13 protein-coding genes are annotated in these 15679 nt (G+C 65.7%); 6 read left to right on the top strand and 7 right to left on the bottom strand.

Annotated elements, in window-relative coordinates:
- The first annotated feature begins 2 nt into the window (after positions 1-2).
- The 5 genes from VGV07_RS02955 to VGV07_RS02935 all read left to right on the top strand — a co-directional run bounded on the left by VGV07_RS02955 (position 3) and on the right by VGV07_RS02935 (position 4927).
- Positions 3-1064, top strand: a complete 1062-nt coding sequence (locus tag VGV07_RS02955; RefSeq protein WP_326867201.1) for an ABC transporter ATP-binding protein — start codon at positions 3-5, stop codon at positions 1062-1064.
- Positions 1061-2101 (top strand): dipeptide ABC transporter ATP-binding protein, encoded by a 1041-nt coding sequence (locus VGV07_RS02950; protein WP_326867200.1) that lies wholly within the window; start codon positions 1061-1063, stop codon positions 2099-2101. The genes VGV07_RS02955 and VGV07_RS02950 overlap by 4 nt, the downstream gene beginning before the upstream one ends.
- Before the next feature lie 131 nt (positions 2102-2232).
- Positions 2233-3117, top strand: coding sequence for a phytanoyl-CoA dioxygenase family protein (locus VGV07_RS02945; RefSeq protein ID WP_326867199.1), 885 nt, complete (start codon positions 2233-2235; stop codon positions 3115-3117).
- Positions 3114-4268: a mandelate racemase/muconate lactonizing enzyme family protein gene (locus VGV07_RS02940; protein ID WP_326867198.1), complete on the top strand. Its 1155-nt coding sequence runs from the start codon at positions 3114-3116 to the stop codon at positions 4266-4268. Before VGV07_RS02945 ends, VGV07_RS02940 begins: the two co-directional genes overlap by 4 nt.
- Positions 4265-4927, top strand: coding sequence for a dienelactone hydrolase family protein (locus VGV07_RS02935; protein ID WP_326867197.1), 663 nt, complete (start codon positions 4265-4267; stop codon positions 4925-4927). Before VGV07_RS02940 ends, VGV07_RS02935 begins: the two co-directional genes overlap by 4 nt.
- Before the next feature lie 89 nt (positions 4928-5016).
- Here VGV07_RS02935 and VGV07_RS02930 read toward each other — a convergent pair whose 3' ends face one another.
- Together VGV07_RS02930 and VGV07_RS02925 are read right to left on the bottom strand one after the other, a co-directional pair.
- Entirely contained in the window at positions 5017-6942 is a 1926-nt protein-coding gene (locus VGV07_RS02930) for a sensor histidine kinase (protein ID WP_326867196.1), read from the bottom strand.
- The gene (locus VGV07_RS02925) at positions 6929-7585 is read right to left on the bottom strand and encodes a response regulator transcription factor (RefSeq protein WP_326867195.1); all 657 of its coding nucleotides are present in this window, start codon (positions 7583-7585) and stop codon (positions 6929-6931) included. The genes VGV07_RS02930 and VGV07_RS02925 overlap by 14 nt, the downstream gene beginning before the upstream one ends.
- 178 nt (positions 7586-7763) lie before the next feature.
- Between VGV07_RS02925 and VGV07_RS02920 the strand changes: the two genes are divergently transcribed.
- On the top strand, positions 7764-11210 hold the full coding sequence (locus tag VGV07_RS02920) for an autotransporter domain-containing protein (RefSeq protein WP_326867194.1): 3447 nt from the start codon (positions 7764-7766) through the stop codon (positions 11208-11210).
- A 196-nt stretch (positions 11211-11406) separates the two neighbouring features.
- On the opposite strand, the gene kduD is transcribed toward VGV07_RS02920, so the two are convergent.
- Genes kduD through VGV07_RS02895 form a run of 5 tightly spaced genes read right to left on the bottom strand, consistent with a single transcriptional unit; the run spans position 11407 to position 15647 of the window.
- Positions 11407-12168, bottom strand: a complete 762-nt coding sequence (gene kduD / locus VGV07_RS02915; RefSeq protein ID WP_326867193.1) for a 2-dehydro-3-deoxy-D-gluconate 5-dehydrogenase KduD — start codon at positions 12166-12168, stop codon at positions 11407-11409.
- Positions 12165-13022, bottom strand: a complete 858-nt coding sequence (gene kduI / locus VGV07_RS02910) for a 5-dehydro-4-deoxy-D-glucuronate isomerase (protein ID WP_326867192.1) — start codon at positions 13020-13022, stop codon at positions 12165-12167. The genes kduD and kduI overlap by 4 nt, the downstream gene beginning before the upstream one ends.
- Positions 13019-13777 carry a FadR/GntR family transcriptional regulator gene (locus VGV07_RS02905; RefSeq protein WP_326867191.1) on the bottom strand — a complete coding sequence of 253 codons (759 nt, stop codon included), beginning with the start codon at positions 13775-13777 and terminating at the stop codon, positions 13019-13021. Before VGV07_RS02905 ends, kduI begins: the two co-directional genes overlap by 4 nt.
- 3 nt (positions 13778-13780) lie before the next feature.
- Positions 13781-15067 carry a TRAP transporter large permease gene (locus VGV07_RS02900; protein WP_326867190.1) on the bottom strand — a complete coding sequence of 429 codons (1287 nt, stop codon included), beginning with the start codon at positions 15065-15067 and terminating at the stop codon, positions 13781-13783.
- A 1-nt stretch (position 15068) separates the two neighbouring features.
- Positions 15069-15647 carry a TRAP transporter small permease gene (locus tag VGV07_RS02895; RefSeq protein WP_326867189.1) on the bottom strand — a complete coding sequence of 193 codons (579 nt, stop codon included), beginning with the start codon at positions 15645-15647 and terminating at the stop codon, positions 15069-15071.
- Positions 15648-15679 lie beyond the last annotated feature (32 nt).

Genomic DNA, 15679 nt, shown 5'->3' with positions numbered 1-15679 from the left:
TGATGTTGCAAAGATCACAAGGCAGCGTGCCAAACCGGCCGATCCTCTCGGTTCGAGACCTGCGGACTGGCTTCGCCATGCGGGACGGCTTTGTTGCGGCCGTGGACGGCGTGTCGTTCGACATGCATGAGGGCAGGACGCTGGCGATCGTCGGCGAGAGCGGCTGCGGCAAGAGCGTCACGGCTCGTTCCGTGCTCCGCATCGTCGAGCGTCCCGGCAAGATCGTCGGCGGCGAGATCCTGCTGCGCCGCAAGGACGGACAGGTCGATGATCTGGTCGGCTTCGGCCAGGACTCCAAGGACCTTCGTGCGGTGCGTGGCAGGGACATCGCGCTGGTGTTCCAGGAACCGATGACGTCGTTCTCGAACCACTACACGATCGGCAACCAGATCGGCGAAATGCTCCGACTCCATCTCCGGCTCTCGCAGCGAGAGACCCGCGAGCGGACGATCGAAATTCTCGGCCGGGTGGGTATCCCAAGTCCCGAGCGACGTATCGACGAGTATCCGTTTCAGCTCAGCGGTGGCCTGCGCCAGCGCGTGATGATTGCCATGGCGCTGTCATGCGGACCACGCGTTCTCATTGCCGACGAGCCGACGACGGCGCTCGATGTGACCACGCAGGCGCAGATCCTCGATCTGCTCAGGTCCATGCAGCAGCAGACCAACATGGCCATGATGCTCATCACCCACGACATGGGCGTTGTGGCCGAAATGGCTGACGATGTGGCGGTGATGTATCTGGGGAAACTGGTCGAGTACGGGCCGGTTGACAAGATCTTCCACGCCCCGCGGCACCCCTATACCAGGGCGCTGCTGCGCTCCATTCCCAGCATCCGCGCCAAACCGCGATCGCGGCTGCCGGTGCTGCAGGGCAGCATTCCCTCGGCAGTGCTGCGGCCGACCGGATGCCCGTTCCATCCGCGTTGCGAGCAGGCGATGGCCGGCACCTGCGATCGCGACATGCCTCAGCTGCTGCCGGCCAGCAACGATGTCGAGGTCAGCTGCTTCTTGCACCACCCCCCCGAGAGCTTGTCGACAACCGCATCCGGAGTCGCATCATGACCGCGCGCCCTCAATCCGGACAGCGACTGCTCGAGGTCAAGCGGCTGAGCAAAAGCTTTCCAATCCGCAAGGGCCTGCTGCGAAAGGTGACCGGGGCCGTACACGCGGTCGATGATGTGAGTTTCGAGGTTGAGGCCGGCGAAACCTTGTCGCTGGTCGGCGAGAGCGGCTGCGGCAAGACCACGACGGCTCGTTGCGTCGTTGGTGCCCTCGACGCGACGGCCGGTGAACTTACCTACTACGCCGAGAACGGCGCAGCGATCGACACGCGCTCCGCCGCCGGTGAGCTTCGCCGACGCCTGCGCCGCGACGTACAAATGGTGTTTCAGGACCCCATCTCGTCACTCAATCCGCGCATGATGGTGCTCGACATCATCGCCGAGCCTCTGCTCGTACACGGCGTGAGGAACCGCAGCGAGCGTCAGGACCGAGTGGCCGAACTGATGCGCCTCGTTGGTCTGCGGCCGGAGTATATGCAGCGGTACCCACATGCGTTCAGTGGGGGGCAGCGCCAGCGCATCGGCATTGCCCGCGCCATCGCGCTCAACCCCCGGCTGGTCGTTGCCGATGAGCCGGTGTCCGCGCTCGATGTGTCGGTGCAGGCCCAGGTGGTGAATCTGCTGCTCGACCTGCAGGACCAACTCGGCATCAGCTACCTCTTCGTTGCCCACGATCTCAGCGTCGTCAAGCACATGAGCGACCGCGTCGCCGTCATGTACCTGGGCCGCATTGTCGAGATCACCGACACGGTCAGTCTCTACGAACAGCCGATGCACCCCTATACCGAGGCCCTGCTTTCGGCTGCGCCGGAGCCGGACCCCCGGTCGAAATCGCGCCGGATCATGTTGGCCGGTGAAGTGCCTGATGCCGCCAACCCGCCGACCGGCTGCCATTTCCATCCGCGCTGCCCCTATGCGGTCGAGCGCTGCGGCATCGAAAAGCCGAGCCTTGATGCTCGCGCCAACGGGCGGCGTGTCGCCTGTCATCGCGCTGACGAACTGAACCTTGTCGGCGTCGCCGAGGAGACGATTGCGTGACTCACCACCAGCCATGCGGTGCCTGCACGACATGCGCCGAGTTGCGCGCCTGCCCCGCAGCGAACATGGCCCGAAATCTCGCGATGTCGCGAGCCTCAATACCCCCAGCTTTTCCAACGAGGAGACCCCGCATGGATACCCCCCAATATGTCGGCCCGAGCGAGATGTCCGGCTACAGCCGCTTCAGCAACATCGACGTCAGCCAGGAAATCCAGAACCAGCTCTACCAGTTCGACCTCAACGGCTATGTCGTGGTCGAAGACGCCATCAGTGCCGACCTCCTCGCTGAGGTGAACGCCCTCGTGGACGGTTACGAGAAGCGGGCTGGCATCTACAAGAGGGAGGGTGAAGGCGAGACCCATGACAAGGAGGCGCGGCTGAAGGTGCGCTTTTCCCGCATCGTGCTGGAAAACCCCGCCTTCCTGCAGGTCGCGATGAACCCGAAGGTAATCTCGCTGATCGACCACCTGATCGTGGACCCGCGCATGAAATCCACTTGGCTCGACTTCGCCGGCAAGGGTGGCGCCATCGGCTACCACTCGAACCATACGCCCATGAACCCAGTCGATGCCTATTTCTTCTCCGGCCGCGTCACCGCCAATCTCGTCACCGTCGTCTATGCACTCAAGGACGTGCCCCTGAACGGCGCGGCGCTCGACGTCATCCCTGGCAGTCATAAGGCCAACTACCCGCTGCCGACCGATGTCGACGTGCTGCGGTCCATGCGTAAGCAGTTGCCGCTGAAGGCAGGCTCGGCGCTGGTCTTCAGCCACGACATGAACCACGGCTCGCGCAACAATCTCGACTATATCCGCCGCTGCATGTTCTCGTCCTTCTCGACGGGCTCTTCCGCCAACTCGCAGGGTGAGGACGGGCTCTACACAAACCTGTTCGAGTCCAGCCCCGAAGGTACCTGGCAGAAGTATCTGCTGCGCCGACCCAAGGGTGATCGCGACTCCTATCCTCGTCCCGATCGCAGTCGCTGGGATGAAGAGTTTGCGAAGGCCAAAGAATGAAGATCGTTCGCGTCGAGGCAACGCCGCTGGTTGCCAAGTTCGCGGACCTCTATGGGGGGGTGGAGAACATCCCCCCATCGATCCTGCGACCGGCGGCGCATTTCCAGTCCGTTCCCCGCATCGGCCAGTATTCCACGCTGGTGAAGGTCGAGGTCGAGGACGGTTCTGTCGGCTATGGCGAGGCCTGGGGCCTGCCGCTGCCAGAGGCGAGTGCGCTGGTGGTCAACCGCATGCTGGCGCCCATGATCGTGGGGCGCAACATCGAGGACGCCGACCGGATCTGGCTGGATATCGAGCTCTACTTCCGTCGTCTCGGCCTGACACGCGGTGCGACCATGGAGGGTCTGGCGGGCGTCGACATCGCGCTCTGGGACCTGCGCGCCAAGCTCGCCAACCGCCCGGTCTACGAACTGCTGGGGCCTCAGCAGCGCCGGTCGCTCGAATGCTATGTCAGCCCGATCATGTTCAAGGATACGACCGTCGAATCCCGAGAAGCGGCACAGGACTTCGTCAGCGCCGGTTACCGCGCCATCAAAGTCAAGGCTGGCCGCGGCGTGGCAGTCGATATTGAGCACATTATCGCTGTTCGCGACACGGTCGGCCCGGAGATCGAGATCATGGTCGACGTCAACGGCGGCTACGAGGTCGCCGAGGCGATCGCCTTCGCCAAGGAACTGGAACCTCTCGGCATCTATTGGCTGGAAGAACCCGTACCCTGCTCGCAGACCACCGACATGCGACGGGTGAAGGACTCCACGTCGTTGCGCATCGCTTGCGGCGAGAACGACTTCTCGACCGACGACTTCTCGCTGCTGCTCAGCGCGGCGCGTGTCGACATCGTCATGCCCAACATCACCCGCGCCGGCGGCATTACCGGGGTTATGAAAATCGCGCGTCTGGCCGAGGCCTCGGGAGCGGAACTCTCGCTGCATGGCGTCGGCACCGCATTGATGCAATGCGCGTCGCTGCATGCTCTGAGCGTTATCCCCAATGCCAGCTTTTTCGAGGTCAACACCTTCCCCAACCCGCTGCGAGAGCGCCTCGCCGGTCCCCTGCCGCTGCAGGCCGAGGGAGTGATGTGGGTGCCTGAAGGCCCCGGCATCGGCTGCGTGATCGATGAAGGCACAATTGCAGGATACAAGGCAGCATGAGCAAGCCAACGCATTCCAGCATCTCGCGCGAACGCATGAGCCGGATGGCGTTCGAGTACCTGCATTTCGAGCCGACGCTGCTCGAGGCGCGGCTGCCGCTGGTCATCTATCTCCATGGTGCTGGACAGAAGGGAACGAGTCTCGAATATCTGGCTGAATCGTCGCTGCCTTCCCTCATGGCAGAAGGCCTCGAGATACCAGCACATCTGGTCTGTCCACTCGCGAAGCCAGGTCCTGGATGGCCTGTGCAGCACGTCGCGATATTTGCCGAGGAGATTTGCCGCAAGCTGAGTGCCGATCCCCTACGCATTTATCTCACCGGAGAGAGCATGGGCGGTCGCGGCGTCTTCGAGGTGGCCTACTGGCACCACCACCTCCTTGCAGCGGCAGCGCCGCTCTGCGGCTTCGGCATCCCGAACTTGGCCCCCGTGCTTAAGGACCTGCCGATCACCATGTTCCACGGCTCGGACGACGACGTCCTGCCTGTCGCCCGCTCCGAAGAGATGGCCGCCGCACTCCACGCCGCCGGCGCAAACGCGACATTCCAAAAACTCACCGGACACGGCCACTCGATCGGCCGCACTGTCTACTCCAAGCCCGATTTCTGGTCGTGGATGCTGTCGAAGCGACGCCAGACATCGCAACTAGAACTGCAGTAGCTTCTCCCAATTCGGCATTGGCGCGAGCCGGACGCTCCGACAACATGGACAGGTCCGAAGCTTACCCCTGCCCTGCCGCACCACAGCCCCTACTGCGCCGCCACACCCTCTCCCAGTTGCCTGATCGGCAGCAGCAGGGTCAGCTTGGTCCCCGTCGGCCCCGACTCCACCGTGAGTTTGGCGCGCATGGCGCTGGCGCGGCGGGTCTGGTTGGCGAGGCCGCGGCCGGTGCGGGGGGCGGTGGTGTCGAAGCCTTTGCCGTTGTCGGCGACGCTCACCACGATATCGCCGGCGACGACGCCGGTGCTGACCGTCGCTTCGGTGGCGCCCGCGTGCTTGATGATGTTGGTGAAGGCCTCCTGCACCACCCTCAGGATGTGGAGCGCGTAGCGGTGGTCGAGCCAGGAGACCGGCGGCACGTCGCGCACATTCCAGTTGAGCTTGATGCCGGTGCTTTCGAGCCTCGGCTCTAGGCGGAAGCGCAGGGTGCCGAGCAGCAGCAGCAGGTCGGTTTCGACCGGCTCCAACGAGTCGATGGTGAGCTTCAGATCGTCGATGCAGCCCTGCAGGATCTGCTTGAGCTCGGCCTCGTCGAGCCGGCCGCGCTCCACCATGCGCAGCGCGCCCAATAGCGATGAGCCGAGCCCATCGTGCATATCCTCCGTGAGGCGCTGGCGCTCATGAAACAGCAGTTCGCGCTGCTCGACTTCGCGCACCCGCTCGTGGCTGGCCACCAGTTCCGCCTCGCGCGCCGCGAGCTGTTCGCCGAGGAGGGCGTTCGATTGCTCGATCGTATCCATTGCTTTCAGATAGCGCGCCATGACGATGTGGAAGAAGGCAAAAACCAGCGCCACCTGCACGAACGGCAGGATGAAATAACCCTCGATGCTGATCAGGTTGTTCTGCAGCAGCAGTTCGTTGATCCCCAGATACGCGGTGAGCAGCACCCACACCGCCAGCACCAGCCCCTCCATCGACCGCTGCCGCCAGGCAGCGCGGATCGACGAGATGCCGACGAGGTTGCAGACGATGAAGGCTGCCGCATAGGCAAAGGGCGCGGTGAGCGTGGGGTCGAGCGCCCCTTCCAGCAGCGGCAGGGTCGCGAGCCCCATGGCGAGCGTCGCGCCACCGACGATGGCGGTGATCCAGCGCGCCCGGACATGCAACACACTGATCAGGAACAGGTGCGACACCGCCACCATCCACATGGTGGAATTGACCGTCAGCCAGCCGAACCATTGATCGTCGATCGGCAGCCGCTCGAGCCCGAGATGGTTGTGGAGGCCCCGGATGAAGGTCGCCGCCGACATCAGGAAGAACAGGAGGTAGAGCCGCTCCTGCCGCCGCCCGAACCAGACGAGGAGCGAGAACACGCCGCTCGCGAGGAAGGCTGCGCCGGTGAGATAGGAGAGCTCGGCCGCAAAGAAGTTGCGCACCATATAGGCGGGGCCGACCTCGTCGAAATTGCCGACCCAGAGGCTCGACAGCGCTCCGCCGATGCCCCTGACATGCTGCAGCCGGATGACGATGGAACTGAACGGCGCCACCCCTTCGGTGACATCGAGTGCGATGCGCAGCGGCCGGTTGGAGCCGTTCCATTGCAGGTTCGCATGCGACTGGTACTGCAGGCGGCCATCGATATAGACGGCGAGCGTGCCGTCGGATTTCCAGCGCGGGATGTAGAGATAGCCCTTGTCGGCCGGCGACACGGCCAGGGGCAGCGTGGCGCGATACCAGGTGACTTGCGTATCGGGTTCTCTGCCAATCCCCTGCTGTGACAGCGCCAGTTTCGGCATCGCCGCATTGGGCAGCGCCACCGGCGCCCAGGGGCCGGCGAGCGCAGCGGGATCGACCATTGCCGGGGGCGGCTGATAACCGACCGTGCTTTCCACCGCGAGCTCGGCCTCGGTGAGATGAATGCCGCTCGGCTGGGTGATGAGATGCAGCACCACGGCGGCGGCAATGACGATGCCGAGCGCGGCCAGATAGCGCCAGAGCAGCTTATAGAAGGCCATGGCTGCGCGCTTCGAAGATCGCTTCGGCCTTCGAGCTCACCTCGAGCTTTTGGTAGATGCGGCGCACGAAGGTCATCACCGTGTTGCGCGTCACCCCCATCAGCTCGGCGATCTCGTCATAGCTGAACCCCTTGGTGATCAGCTCGAGCGCCTGCTGCTCCCTAGGCGACAGGATAGGCTGCCGATTTGCTACCGGCAGCCTGTTGGGCGGCATGAACCGCATGAGGATCTTGCGCGCGATGCGCGGACTGATCGGGCTGCCGCCGGAATGGAGCGTCCGGATATCGTCGGCCATCCGGCTTTGCGAACTGTCCTTCAGCAGATAGCCGGCAGCGCCAGCTTCGATCGAGGGGATGACGTGCCGGTCATCGGCAAAAGTGGTCGAGACCATGATGCCGCACTCTGGCCAGGCGCCGTGGGCGGCGCGGATCACTTCGATGCCCGAGCCGTCGGGCAGACCGAGATCGACCACGAGGATATCGGCGGCCGGTCCATCGAGCAGCGCCATCGCTTGCGCGACATTTTCCGCGACGGCATGCAGATGCATATCCTCTGCGGCTGCGATGGCAGCGGTGAAGCTGCCCCGGAACGATTGATCGTCCTCGACGACCATCACCTTGAGCGGCACCGACCCTGTTGCCACAGAACTCCCCCTGCCCCCAGCCCTCGAGGGCTGTGCCCCGGAGCTTTTAGCACGGCGTCCACTGCGTGCTTGTCGCTATTTCTAGCGATATGTGAGCTTGGCCATCGGCTCAATAGTGCCCCCCTGCCCCGCGGCGGCTTCATGCCCGCACGCGGGGTCTATGGACGGGGGAATATCCATGCACTGCCGCACCGAACGCCACCGCGCGTCGCGCCTCGCTCCGCTCGCCGCGACCCTGTTGACGGCGACGGCGCTCGGCGCGAGCCCGGCGCTGGCGCAGACCGCCATCTGGGGCGGCGGTGTCTCGTCGGACTGGTTCACCGGCGGCAACTGGAGCGGCGCCCAACCGGACAATACCCGCGATGTGGTGGTGAACGGCACGACCGCCGCGGAGATCGCCGCCGACGACACCGCGACCGCTGGTAACCTGCGCGTCGGCGAGGGCGCGGCGGGTACGCTCGGCATCTCCGAAGGCACGCTTCAGGCCTATCACACCACCATCGGCATGGACGGTGGCGCCGGCAGGATCTCGGTGGTCGGGCCCAGCTCCTACTTCGACTCGATGACCTCCCTCACCCTCGGCCTCGACGCCACCAGCAAAGGCGAACTCGAAATCCTCGAGGGCGGCACGGTGAGCAGCAACCAGGGCACGATCGGCGACTCCGCCGGCGCCGAGGGCATCGTGACCATTGACGGCGCCGGCTCCAACTGGAGCACCCGGATCCCGGGAGCCGGCATGTTCGTGGGCTATGGCGGCAAGGGCACGCTCACCGTCCAGAATGGCGGCTCGGTCAACACCAATGGCACCTGGTTGGGCTACTGGACCGGTTCCGACGGCAAGCTCGTCGTCACTGGCACGGGCTCAAGCTACATCGACGAAGGCGACATGTATGTCGGCCGCGACGGCACCGGTACGCTGGAGATCAACGACAGCGCCTATGTCGAGATCTTCAACTCGCTCTATGTCAACCGTGGCACCGTGAGCGTGGACGGGGCGGAGACCAGGCTCAAGGCCTATGGCGGCGTTGTCGTGACCAGCCCGGCTGAGGACGGTTTCGTGGTCAGCGGCGGCGCCACGGTCGAGAGCAGCACGGGCTATATCGACTCTGGTCTCGGCATCGAGGGCACCGCGACCGCGACCGCCACAGTCACCGGCGCCGGCTCCAGCTGGGCGATGGGCGTCGATGGCCTGACCATCGGCCTCGAAGGTGGTGGCGCGCTGCTGGTGACCGATGGCGGACGCCTCGAAGCGGCCCAGATCTATCTCGGCATGCGCGAGGGCGCGTCGGGCACGCTGACCATTTCGGATGGCGGCCAGGTGGTGAGCGACTATGTGATGATGGCTGGAGAGGTCGGCGCCACCGGCACGCTGCGGCTCGAAAGCGGCGGGCAGCTGAGCGCCCAGCAGGTGGAGCGCTACGACGGCGCCGGCACCGTGGCATTCGATGGCGGCACGCTGAAGCTCACGGCCAACCAGTCATTTCTCTTCTCCGGGTTCCAGACCGGCGACATCACCCTGGAAGAGGGCGGCGGCACCATCGACACCGGCACGTACAGCGTTCACATGGACCCGGGCCTCGTCGGCGAAGGCGGCTTCACCAAGAAGGGCACCGGCACGCTGAACCTCTATGGCGCCAGCACCTATGAGGGCCCGACACTGATCAGCGCCGGCACGCTCCGGGCGCGCGAAATTGGCGTGCTGTCGGCGGGGAGCGCCTATGAGGTGGCCTCGGGCGCGACGCTCAGGATCGACAGCAACAAGACCCAGACCATCGGCAGCCTCGCCGGCGCCGGCACCGTGCAGATCGGTAGTCCGGCTTTCGGCAACAATCCGGCCGGCAGCGCGCAGCTGACGCTTGGCGGCAACGACGCCTCGACCAGCTTCAGCGGCGTGCTCGCGGGACAGGGCCAGTTGATCAAGACCGGCACCGGCACGCTGACGCTCAGCGGCAACAACAGCTTTACCGGCGCAGTGACGGTCAGCGGCGGCGGGCTCAATGTGCTCGGCACGCTCCTTTCGAGCGTTGCGGCTGAGAGCGGCACCCGGCTCGGCGGCAGCGGCAGCTATGGCGCGATCAGCGTGGGCGATGGCGCGGTGCTGGCGCCCGGCAACTCGATCGGCGCGCTGACCACGGGCACGTTGAGCCTCGACGCCGGTTCGATCTACGAGGTCGAACTGAGCGATGGCGGCAACACCGCGGGCACCCACAACGACATCACCCATGTCACCGGCAACGCGACCATTGCTGCGGGGGCCAAGATCAAGGTGCTGGCCGGCAACGGCACCGACGATGGCAGCACCTACACGCCGGGGCTCGTCTACACCATCATCGACACCACGGCGCCGGGCAACCTCTCGGTGGCCGAAGCGCCCGAGATCATCGACAATTTCGCCTATCTCAACTTCGCCGGCGCCCATGACGGGCAGTATTTCCGCCTCACCTCCAGCATGGAGGCGGTGAGCTTCTGCCTTGCAGGCAGCACCGCCAACCAGTGCGCCGCCGGCGATGCGCTGTTCGCGCTCGGGCCCGGCAATGCCGGGTTCGCCCTGTTCCAGGGCCTCAGCGAGGAAGACGCGCCGGCCGCGCTCGACGCCATCTCGGGCGAGGCGCATGCGTCCATGCAGCACGTGCTGGAGCAGAGCTTTGCCGTGCTCGGCCAGATGGTGAACCGCCGGACGGCGGCGGGGCTTGCGGGCGCCGGCGCGGCGGCAGGGCCGATGGGCTATGCGGCGGAGCCGGGCAATATCGGCGTTCGCGCCATCGACGATGCCACGACAACGGGCACGGCGCGTCCATGGATCGGTGCGCTCGGCAGCACCGGCCAGCTGCGCGGCGACGGCAATGCCGCCGAAATCGGCTGGAGCACCGGCGGTCTGGCTCTGGGCTACGAGAACGGGATCGACCTCGGCTCGGGCACCGGCTTTGGCGGCGTGGCGCTCGGCTACCAGCACGGCCAGGGGATCGTTGCCGCGCGCAATTCCGAGACTGCGTTCGATAGTCTGTCGGCGGCGGCCTATGGCGGCTGGAGCGACGGCGCTTCGACGTTGCTCGGTTCGCTGTCGGTCGGCGCCGGGCATGTCGCGACCGACCGGACGATTGTCATCGGCAACAGCACTGAGGTCGCCAATGCCGACTACTGGACGCAATCGGCTAACTTCGAGCTCGAGGCCTCGTACGCTTTCGAGCTCGGGCATGGCCTCAGCATCGCGCCGCTCGGCACGCTTCAGGTCGGCTGGCTCAGCCATCCCGGCTTCACCGAAACCGGCGCCGGCGCCTTCAACCTCTCCGCCGAGGCCAGCAGCAGCATCTCCGCCGCAGCGGCAGTTGGGCTATCGGTGGGCCAGCAGGTGGAACTGGAAAGCGGCACCCTGTCGCTTGAGGGGCGGGCTTTGTATGAGCAGAGCCTTGCCGGTACGGATGCGACAGGGGAATTCAGCTTTGCCGGGGGTGCCGCGCCATTCACCATTGCCGGGGCGCCCGGGGATGTCAGTTGGGTGCGTGTCGGCGGTGGGCTGGCGTTCGAGCTGACCGATGGCCTGGCGCTTGGCGCGAGCTATGACGGGCGCATCTCGGAGAACGGGCAGTCGCATCAGGCGAGCGCGTCGCTTGGCGGGAGTTTCTAGGGGCGACGTTCGAACGTGGGGGCACCCCGCTTCTGATGGAGAGCACAGAACCTCCCACCCACCGGCTGTCATCCCAGCGAAAGCTGGGACCCATTTCACAGCCCGCGCCAGCGGAGAGTTGGGTCCCAGCTTTCGCTGGGATGACACCGAGTTTGGGGTGACCATCGAGTTCAGCCCTGCCCGTGCTCCGCAGCCCTCACCTCCCCAGCCAGCCACCATCGACCGGCAGCACCGCACCGTTGATGTAGTCGGAGGCCGGCGCCATCAGGAACACCGCGGCGTCGCCGATATCGGCGGGCTGGCCCCAGCGGCCGGCAGGGATGCGGCTGAGGATGGCGGCCGAGCGGTCGGGGTCGGCGCGCAGCGCCGTGGTGTTGTTGCTCTCGACATAGCCGGGCGCGATGGCGTTGACGTTGATCCCCTGCCCCGCCCACTCGTTGCTGAGCGCCTGGGTGAGCCCGGCGACGCCGTGCTTGCTGGCGGCATAGGCCGGCACCCGGATACCGCCCTGGAAGCTCAGGAGTGACGCGATGTTGACGATCTTGCCGCGCCGCCGCTCGGCCAGCACCAGCCGCGCAAACTCCTGGCTGAGGAAGAACAGCACCTTGAGGTTGAGCGACAGCACCGCGTCCCAATCGTCCTCGGAATAGTCGACCGCGTCGGCGCGGCGGATGATGCCGGCATTGTTGACCAGCGCATCGATCGGCGCGGCGGCCCAGCTCTCGCGCAGCATGTGCCGCGCCGCATCGAGATCGCCGAGGTCGCAGGCCACCGGCACGAAGCTGCCGCCAATGGCGGCGATCAGCCCGGCGGTTTCCTCGAGCGATGAGCGACCGACCCCGACGACACGCGCCCCGGCCCTGGCTGCGGCGAGCGCGATGCCCTGGCCGATGCCGGTATTGGCGCCGGTGACCATCACCGTACGGCCAGCAAGGGAGAAGGCGCTGAGATCCATCATCGAAGGTCCGTGATCGCCACCGGATCAATGTCGGTGTAATCGATATTGTCGCCCGCCATGGCCCAGATGAAGGTGTAGCTGGCGGTGCCGACGCCTGAGTGGATCGACCAGCCCGGCGACAGGATGGCCTGCTCGTTGGCGACCACGAGGTGCCGGGTCTCGCCCGGCTCGCCCATCATGTGAAAGACCCGCGCCGTCTCGGGCAGGTCGAAATAGAGATAGGCCTCCATGCGCCGGTCGTGGATATGGCAGGGCATGGTGTTCCACACCGAGCCGGGGGCGAAGGTGGTGAGCCCGACCACCAGCTGGCAGGTGCGCACCTCGGCATCGGGGTGGATGAACTGGAAGATCGAGCGCTTGTTGCAGGTCTCGGCCGTACCCAGGTCGAGCCGCCTGGCATGCTCGATCCCGAGTAGCATGGCCGGGTAGCTGGCATGAGCCGGCGCCGAGAGGATGTAGAACTTGGCCGGAGCCGAAGCGTCGTCCGAGGCGAAGCTGACATCGTTGAGCCCCATGCCCAGGTAGACCATGTCGCGGGTGCCGACCTCGAAACGCTGGCCGTCGGCAACGACGCTGCCGGCGCCGCCGATATTGACCGCGATCAGTTCACGCCGCTCGAGAAAGCTCCTCGTGCCGGTGGGCCGGATCGGCTCGAGTGGCAGTTTCTCGCTGCCTGGCACGAGGCCACCGACGATCATCCGGTCGTAGTGCGAGTAGGTGAACCTCGCCTCGCCCGGGACGAACAGCTCTTCGATCAGGAAGTTCTGCCTGAGTTCGTCGGTGCCCATGCGGGCTGCGGCGGCGGGGTCGATGGCCCAACGCGACTGGTGGCTGGTGGTTGGGCTGTCGTTCATTGCTCGTCCCTGGTGGTCATGGCGTAGTGCGCCGTGCGTTCATGCAGCCGCAGGCGATAGCGCGCCTGGCTGCGCGACAGGTGCGCCCGCATCGCCGCGCGGGCGGCATCGGCGTCGCCGGCCGAAATCGCGCTCAGGATGGCGTGGTGTTCTTGCTGCAGTCCGCGCTGGTAGTCGAGGCTCTGCACCAGCTCGGTGGCGAAGGGCGAAGTCACGTCGCAGGGAATGGTCCGCTTGCCCAGGGCGTCGAGCATTTCGACATAGAACGGGTTGTTGGTGGCCTCCGCGATGGCGCGGTGGAAGGCAAAATCGGCCGGACCGGTCGGCTGCTCGAGCCGCAGCAGGCGTTCGAACTCGAAGAACGCCTCCTGGATCACCGCCTCCTGCGAGGGGTTACGGCGCAGCGCCGCCAGCGCCGCGCTTTCGGCCTCGATGCCGAGCCGGACTTCGAGCACGTTGAGCGCGGTGGAGACCCGGCTGCCCATTTCGGCCGCCAGCATGCCCAGCCCGGCGGTCGGGTGGTTGACGACGAACACCCCGGCCCCCTGCCGCGATTGCACCAGCCCATCGGCCGCCAGCGTCGCGATGGCCTCGCGCACCACGGTGCGGCTGACGCCGAACTGTTCGCTGAGCTGGTTCTCGGTGGGCAGCTTCCGGCCCGGCGGGAGTTCGCCGGCGAGCAGTTGCGCCCTGAGCGTCGACGCGACCCGGATCGAGAGCTTCTGGCGCGGCTGGGCGCCGAGGTCGGATGCCATGCTTTATGTGCCCCTGAACAGACGCGGCAGCCAGAGCGAGATCTCCGGGATGTAGGTCACGAGGCCGAGCACGACGAGGCTCGCGCCATAGAATGGCCAGATCGATCGCATGGCCTGCCAGACGGTGATCTTGCCGACCGCGCAGGCGACGAACTGCACCGCCCCGACCGGCGGCGTGTTGAGCCCGATGCCGAGGTTCAGGATCATGATGACGCCGAAATGCACCGGGTCGATGTCATACGCCTGCACCACCGGCAGGAAGATCGGCGTGGTGATGATGATCATCGGCCCCATATCCATGAACGTGCCGAGCAGCAGCATCAGCACATTGAGCAGCAAGAGGATCATCAGCGGGTCGCTGGAGATGTTGTTGAGGACGTCGATCATCAGCGCCGGCACGCCGAGCCGTGCCATGAGATAGGAAAACGCCGCGGCCGTGCCGATGATCAGCAGCACCATCGAGGTGGTGCGGACCGCCCCCATGGTGGCATGGACGAAATCCCGCCAGCCCATGCGCCGGTAGACGAGCACGGTGACCAGCAGCGCATAGAACACCGCAATGCATGAGCTTTCGGAGGCGGTGAAGACACCCGAGCGCACCCCGCCGAAGATGATGGCGATCAGCAGCAGGCCGGGCAGCGAGACGAGGAACAGGTATCCTACCCTGCGGAACCCGGGAAACGGCTCGGTCGGATAGCCGCGCCTGCGGGCGACGACATAGGCGGTGAGCATCAGCACCAGGGCAAAGATCAATCCCGGGATGATGCCGGCGGTGAACAGGTCGGCGATGGAAATCTTGCCGCCGGCCGAGATCGAATAAATGATCATGTTGTGGCTGGGCGGGATCAGCAGCGCGATCAGCGCCGCCATCGAGGTGACGTTGACGGCGTAATCGGCGCCGTAGCCGCGCGCCTTCATCTGCGGGATCATCAGCCCGCCGACCGCCGCGGCTTCCGCCACCGCCGAGCCGGAGATGCCGCCGAACAGCGTCGCCGTGGCGATGTTGACCTGCCCCATGCCGCCGCGGACATGGCCGATCAGCGAACCGGCGAAATCGATGATGCGCTGCGCGATGCCGCCGCGGACCATCAGGTCGCCCGCATAGATGAAGAACGGCACGGCGAGCAGCGTGAAGATGTTCATGCCCGAGTTGACCTGCTGGAAGATCACCAGCGGCGGCAGCTTCATGTAGAGCGCCGTGGCAAAGGCCGCCACACCGAGGCAGAAGGCGATCGGCGTCCCGATCAGCATGAGCAGCACGAACGTGCCGAACAGCACCCAGAGTTCCATCTCAGACCTCCTTGACCGTGCCGGTGTCGGGCACCGCATCGAGATCGAGATCGACGTCGGCGTCGATATCGACGCCCGACCAGCGCAGCACCAGGCGCTCCAGCGCGAAGATGACGATCAGCGCCCCGCCCGCCACCACCGAGAGGTATTTGGCGCCTTCCGGGATGCCGAGCGTCGGCATCCGCGCCGCCCAGGACAGCAGCACCAGTTGCATGCCGTAGACCACCATGCCGAGGGCGAAGGCGAGCACCACCAGATCGGAAATGGTGCGCAGGTACTTCTTGCCGCTCTTGGGCAGGACATAGAGCAGCACGTCGAAGCCCAGATGGTAGTTCTCGCGGATACCGACGGCCGAGCCGAGAAAGATGAACCAGCTCATCAGGAACACTGCAGCCGGCTCGGTCCAGGCGTTGGACCAGTTGAGCACGTAGCGGGTGAACACCTGCCAGCCGACGAACAGCGTCATCAGCACCAGGAAGAACCCCGCCAGATAGAGCGCGGCGGTGCTCAGCGCACTCAAGGCCCGGCCCAGTTTACGCAGCCTGGGCCGCGCCGCCGTCAGATCGTCGATGCCTGCCAACTCATCCTCCCCCGGCCCGGCCGCGAACCCAG

Origin of the sequence: Devosia sp., assembly GCF_035944845.1 — a bacterium.
In the GTDB taxonomy this organism is placed as follows: domain Bacteria; phylum Pseudomonadota; class Alphaproteobacteria; order Rhizobiales; family Devosiaceae; genus Devosia_A.
This window is presented reverse-complemented; position numbering and strand designations above follow the sequence as displayed.

Coding starts and splice junctions, on each gene's coding strand:
- VGV07_RS02955 (WP_326867201.1), top strand. CDS start 3: ATGTTGCAAAGATCACAAGGCAGCGTGCCAAACCGGCCGATCCTCTCG.
- VGV07_RS02950 (WP_326867200.1), top strand. CDS start 1,061: ATGACCGCGCGCCCTCAATCCGGACAGCGACTGCTCGAGGTCAAGCGG.
- VGV07_RS02945 (WP_326867199.1), top strand. CDS start 2,233: ATGGATACCCCCCAATATGTCGGCCCGAGCGAGATGTCCGGCTACAGC.
- VGV07_RS02940 (WP_326867198.1), top strand. CDS start 3,114: ATGAAGATCGTTCGCGTCGAGGCAACGCCGCTGGTTGCCAAGTTCGCG.
- VGV07_RS02935 (WP_326867197.1), top strand. CDS start 4,265: ATGAGCAAGCCAACGCATTCCAGCATCTCGCGCGAACGCATGAGCCGG.
- VGV07_RS02930 (WP_326867196.1), bottom strand. CDS start 6,942: ATGGCCTTCTATAAGCTGCTCTGGCGCTATCTGGCCGCGCTCGGCATC.
- VGV07_RS02920 (WP_326867194.1), top strand. CDS start 7,764: ATGCACTGCCGCACCGAACGCCACCGCGCGTCGCGCCTCGCTCCGCTC.
- kduD (WP_326867193.1), bottom strand. CDS start 12,168: ATGATGGATCTCAGCGCCTTCTCCCTTGCTGGCCGTACGGTGATGGTC.
- kduI (WP_326867192.1), bottom strand. CDS start 13,022: ATGAACGACAGCCCAACCACCAGCCACCAGTCGCGTTGGGCCATCGAC.
- VGV07_RS02905 (WP_326867191.1), bottom strand. CDS start 13,777: ATGGCATCCGACCTCGGCGCCCAGCCGCGCCAGAAGCTCTCGATCCGG.
- VGV07_RS02900 (WP_326867190.1), bottom strand. CDS start 15,067: ATGGAACTCTGGGTGCTGTTCGGCACGTTCGTGCTGCTCATGCTGATC.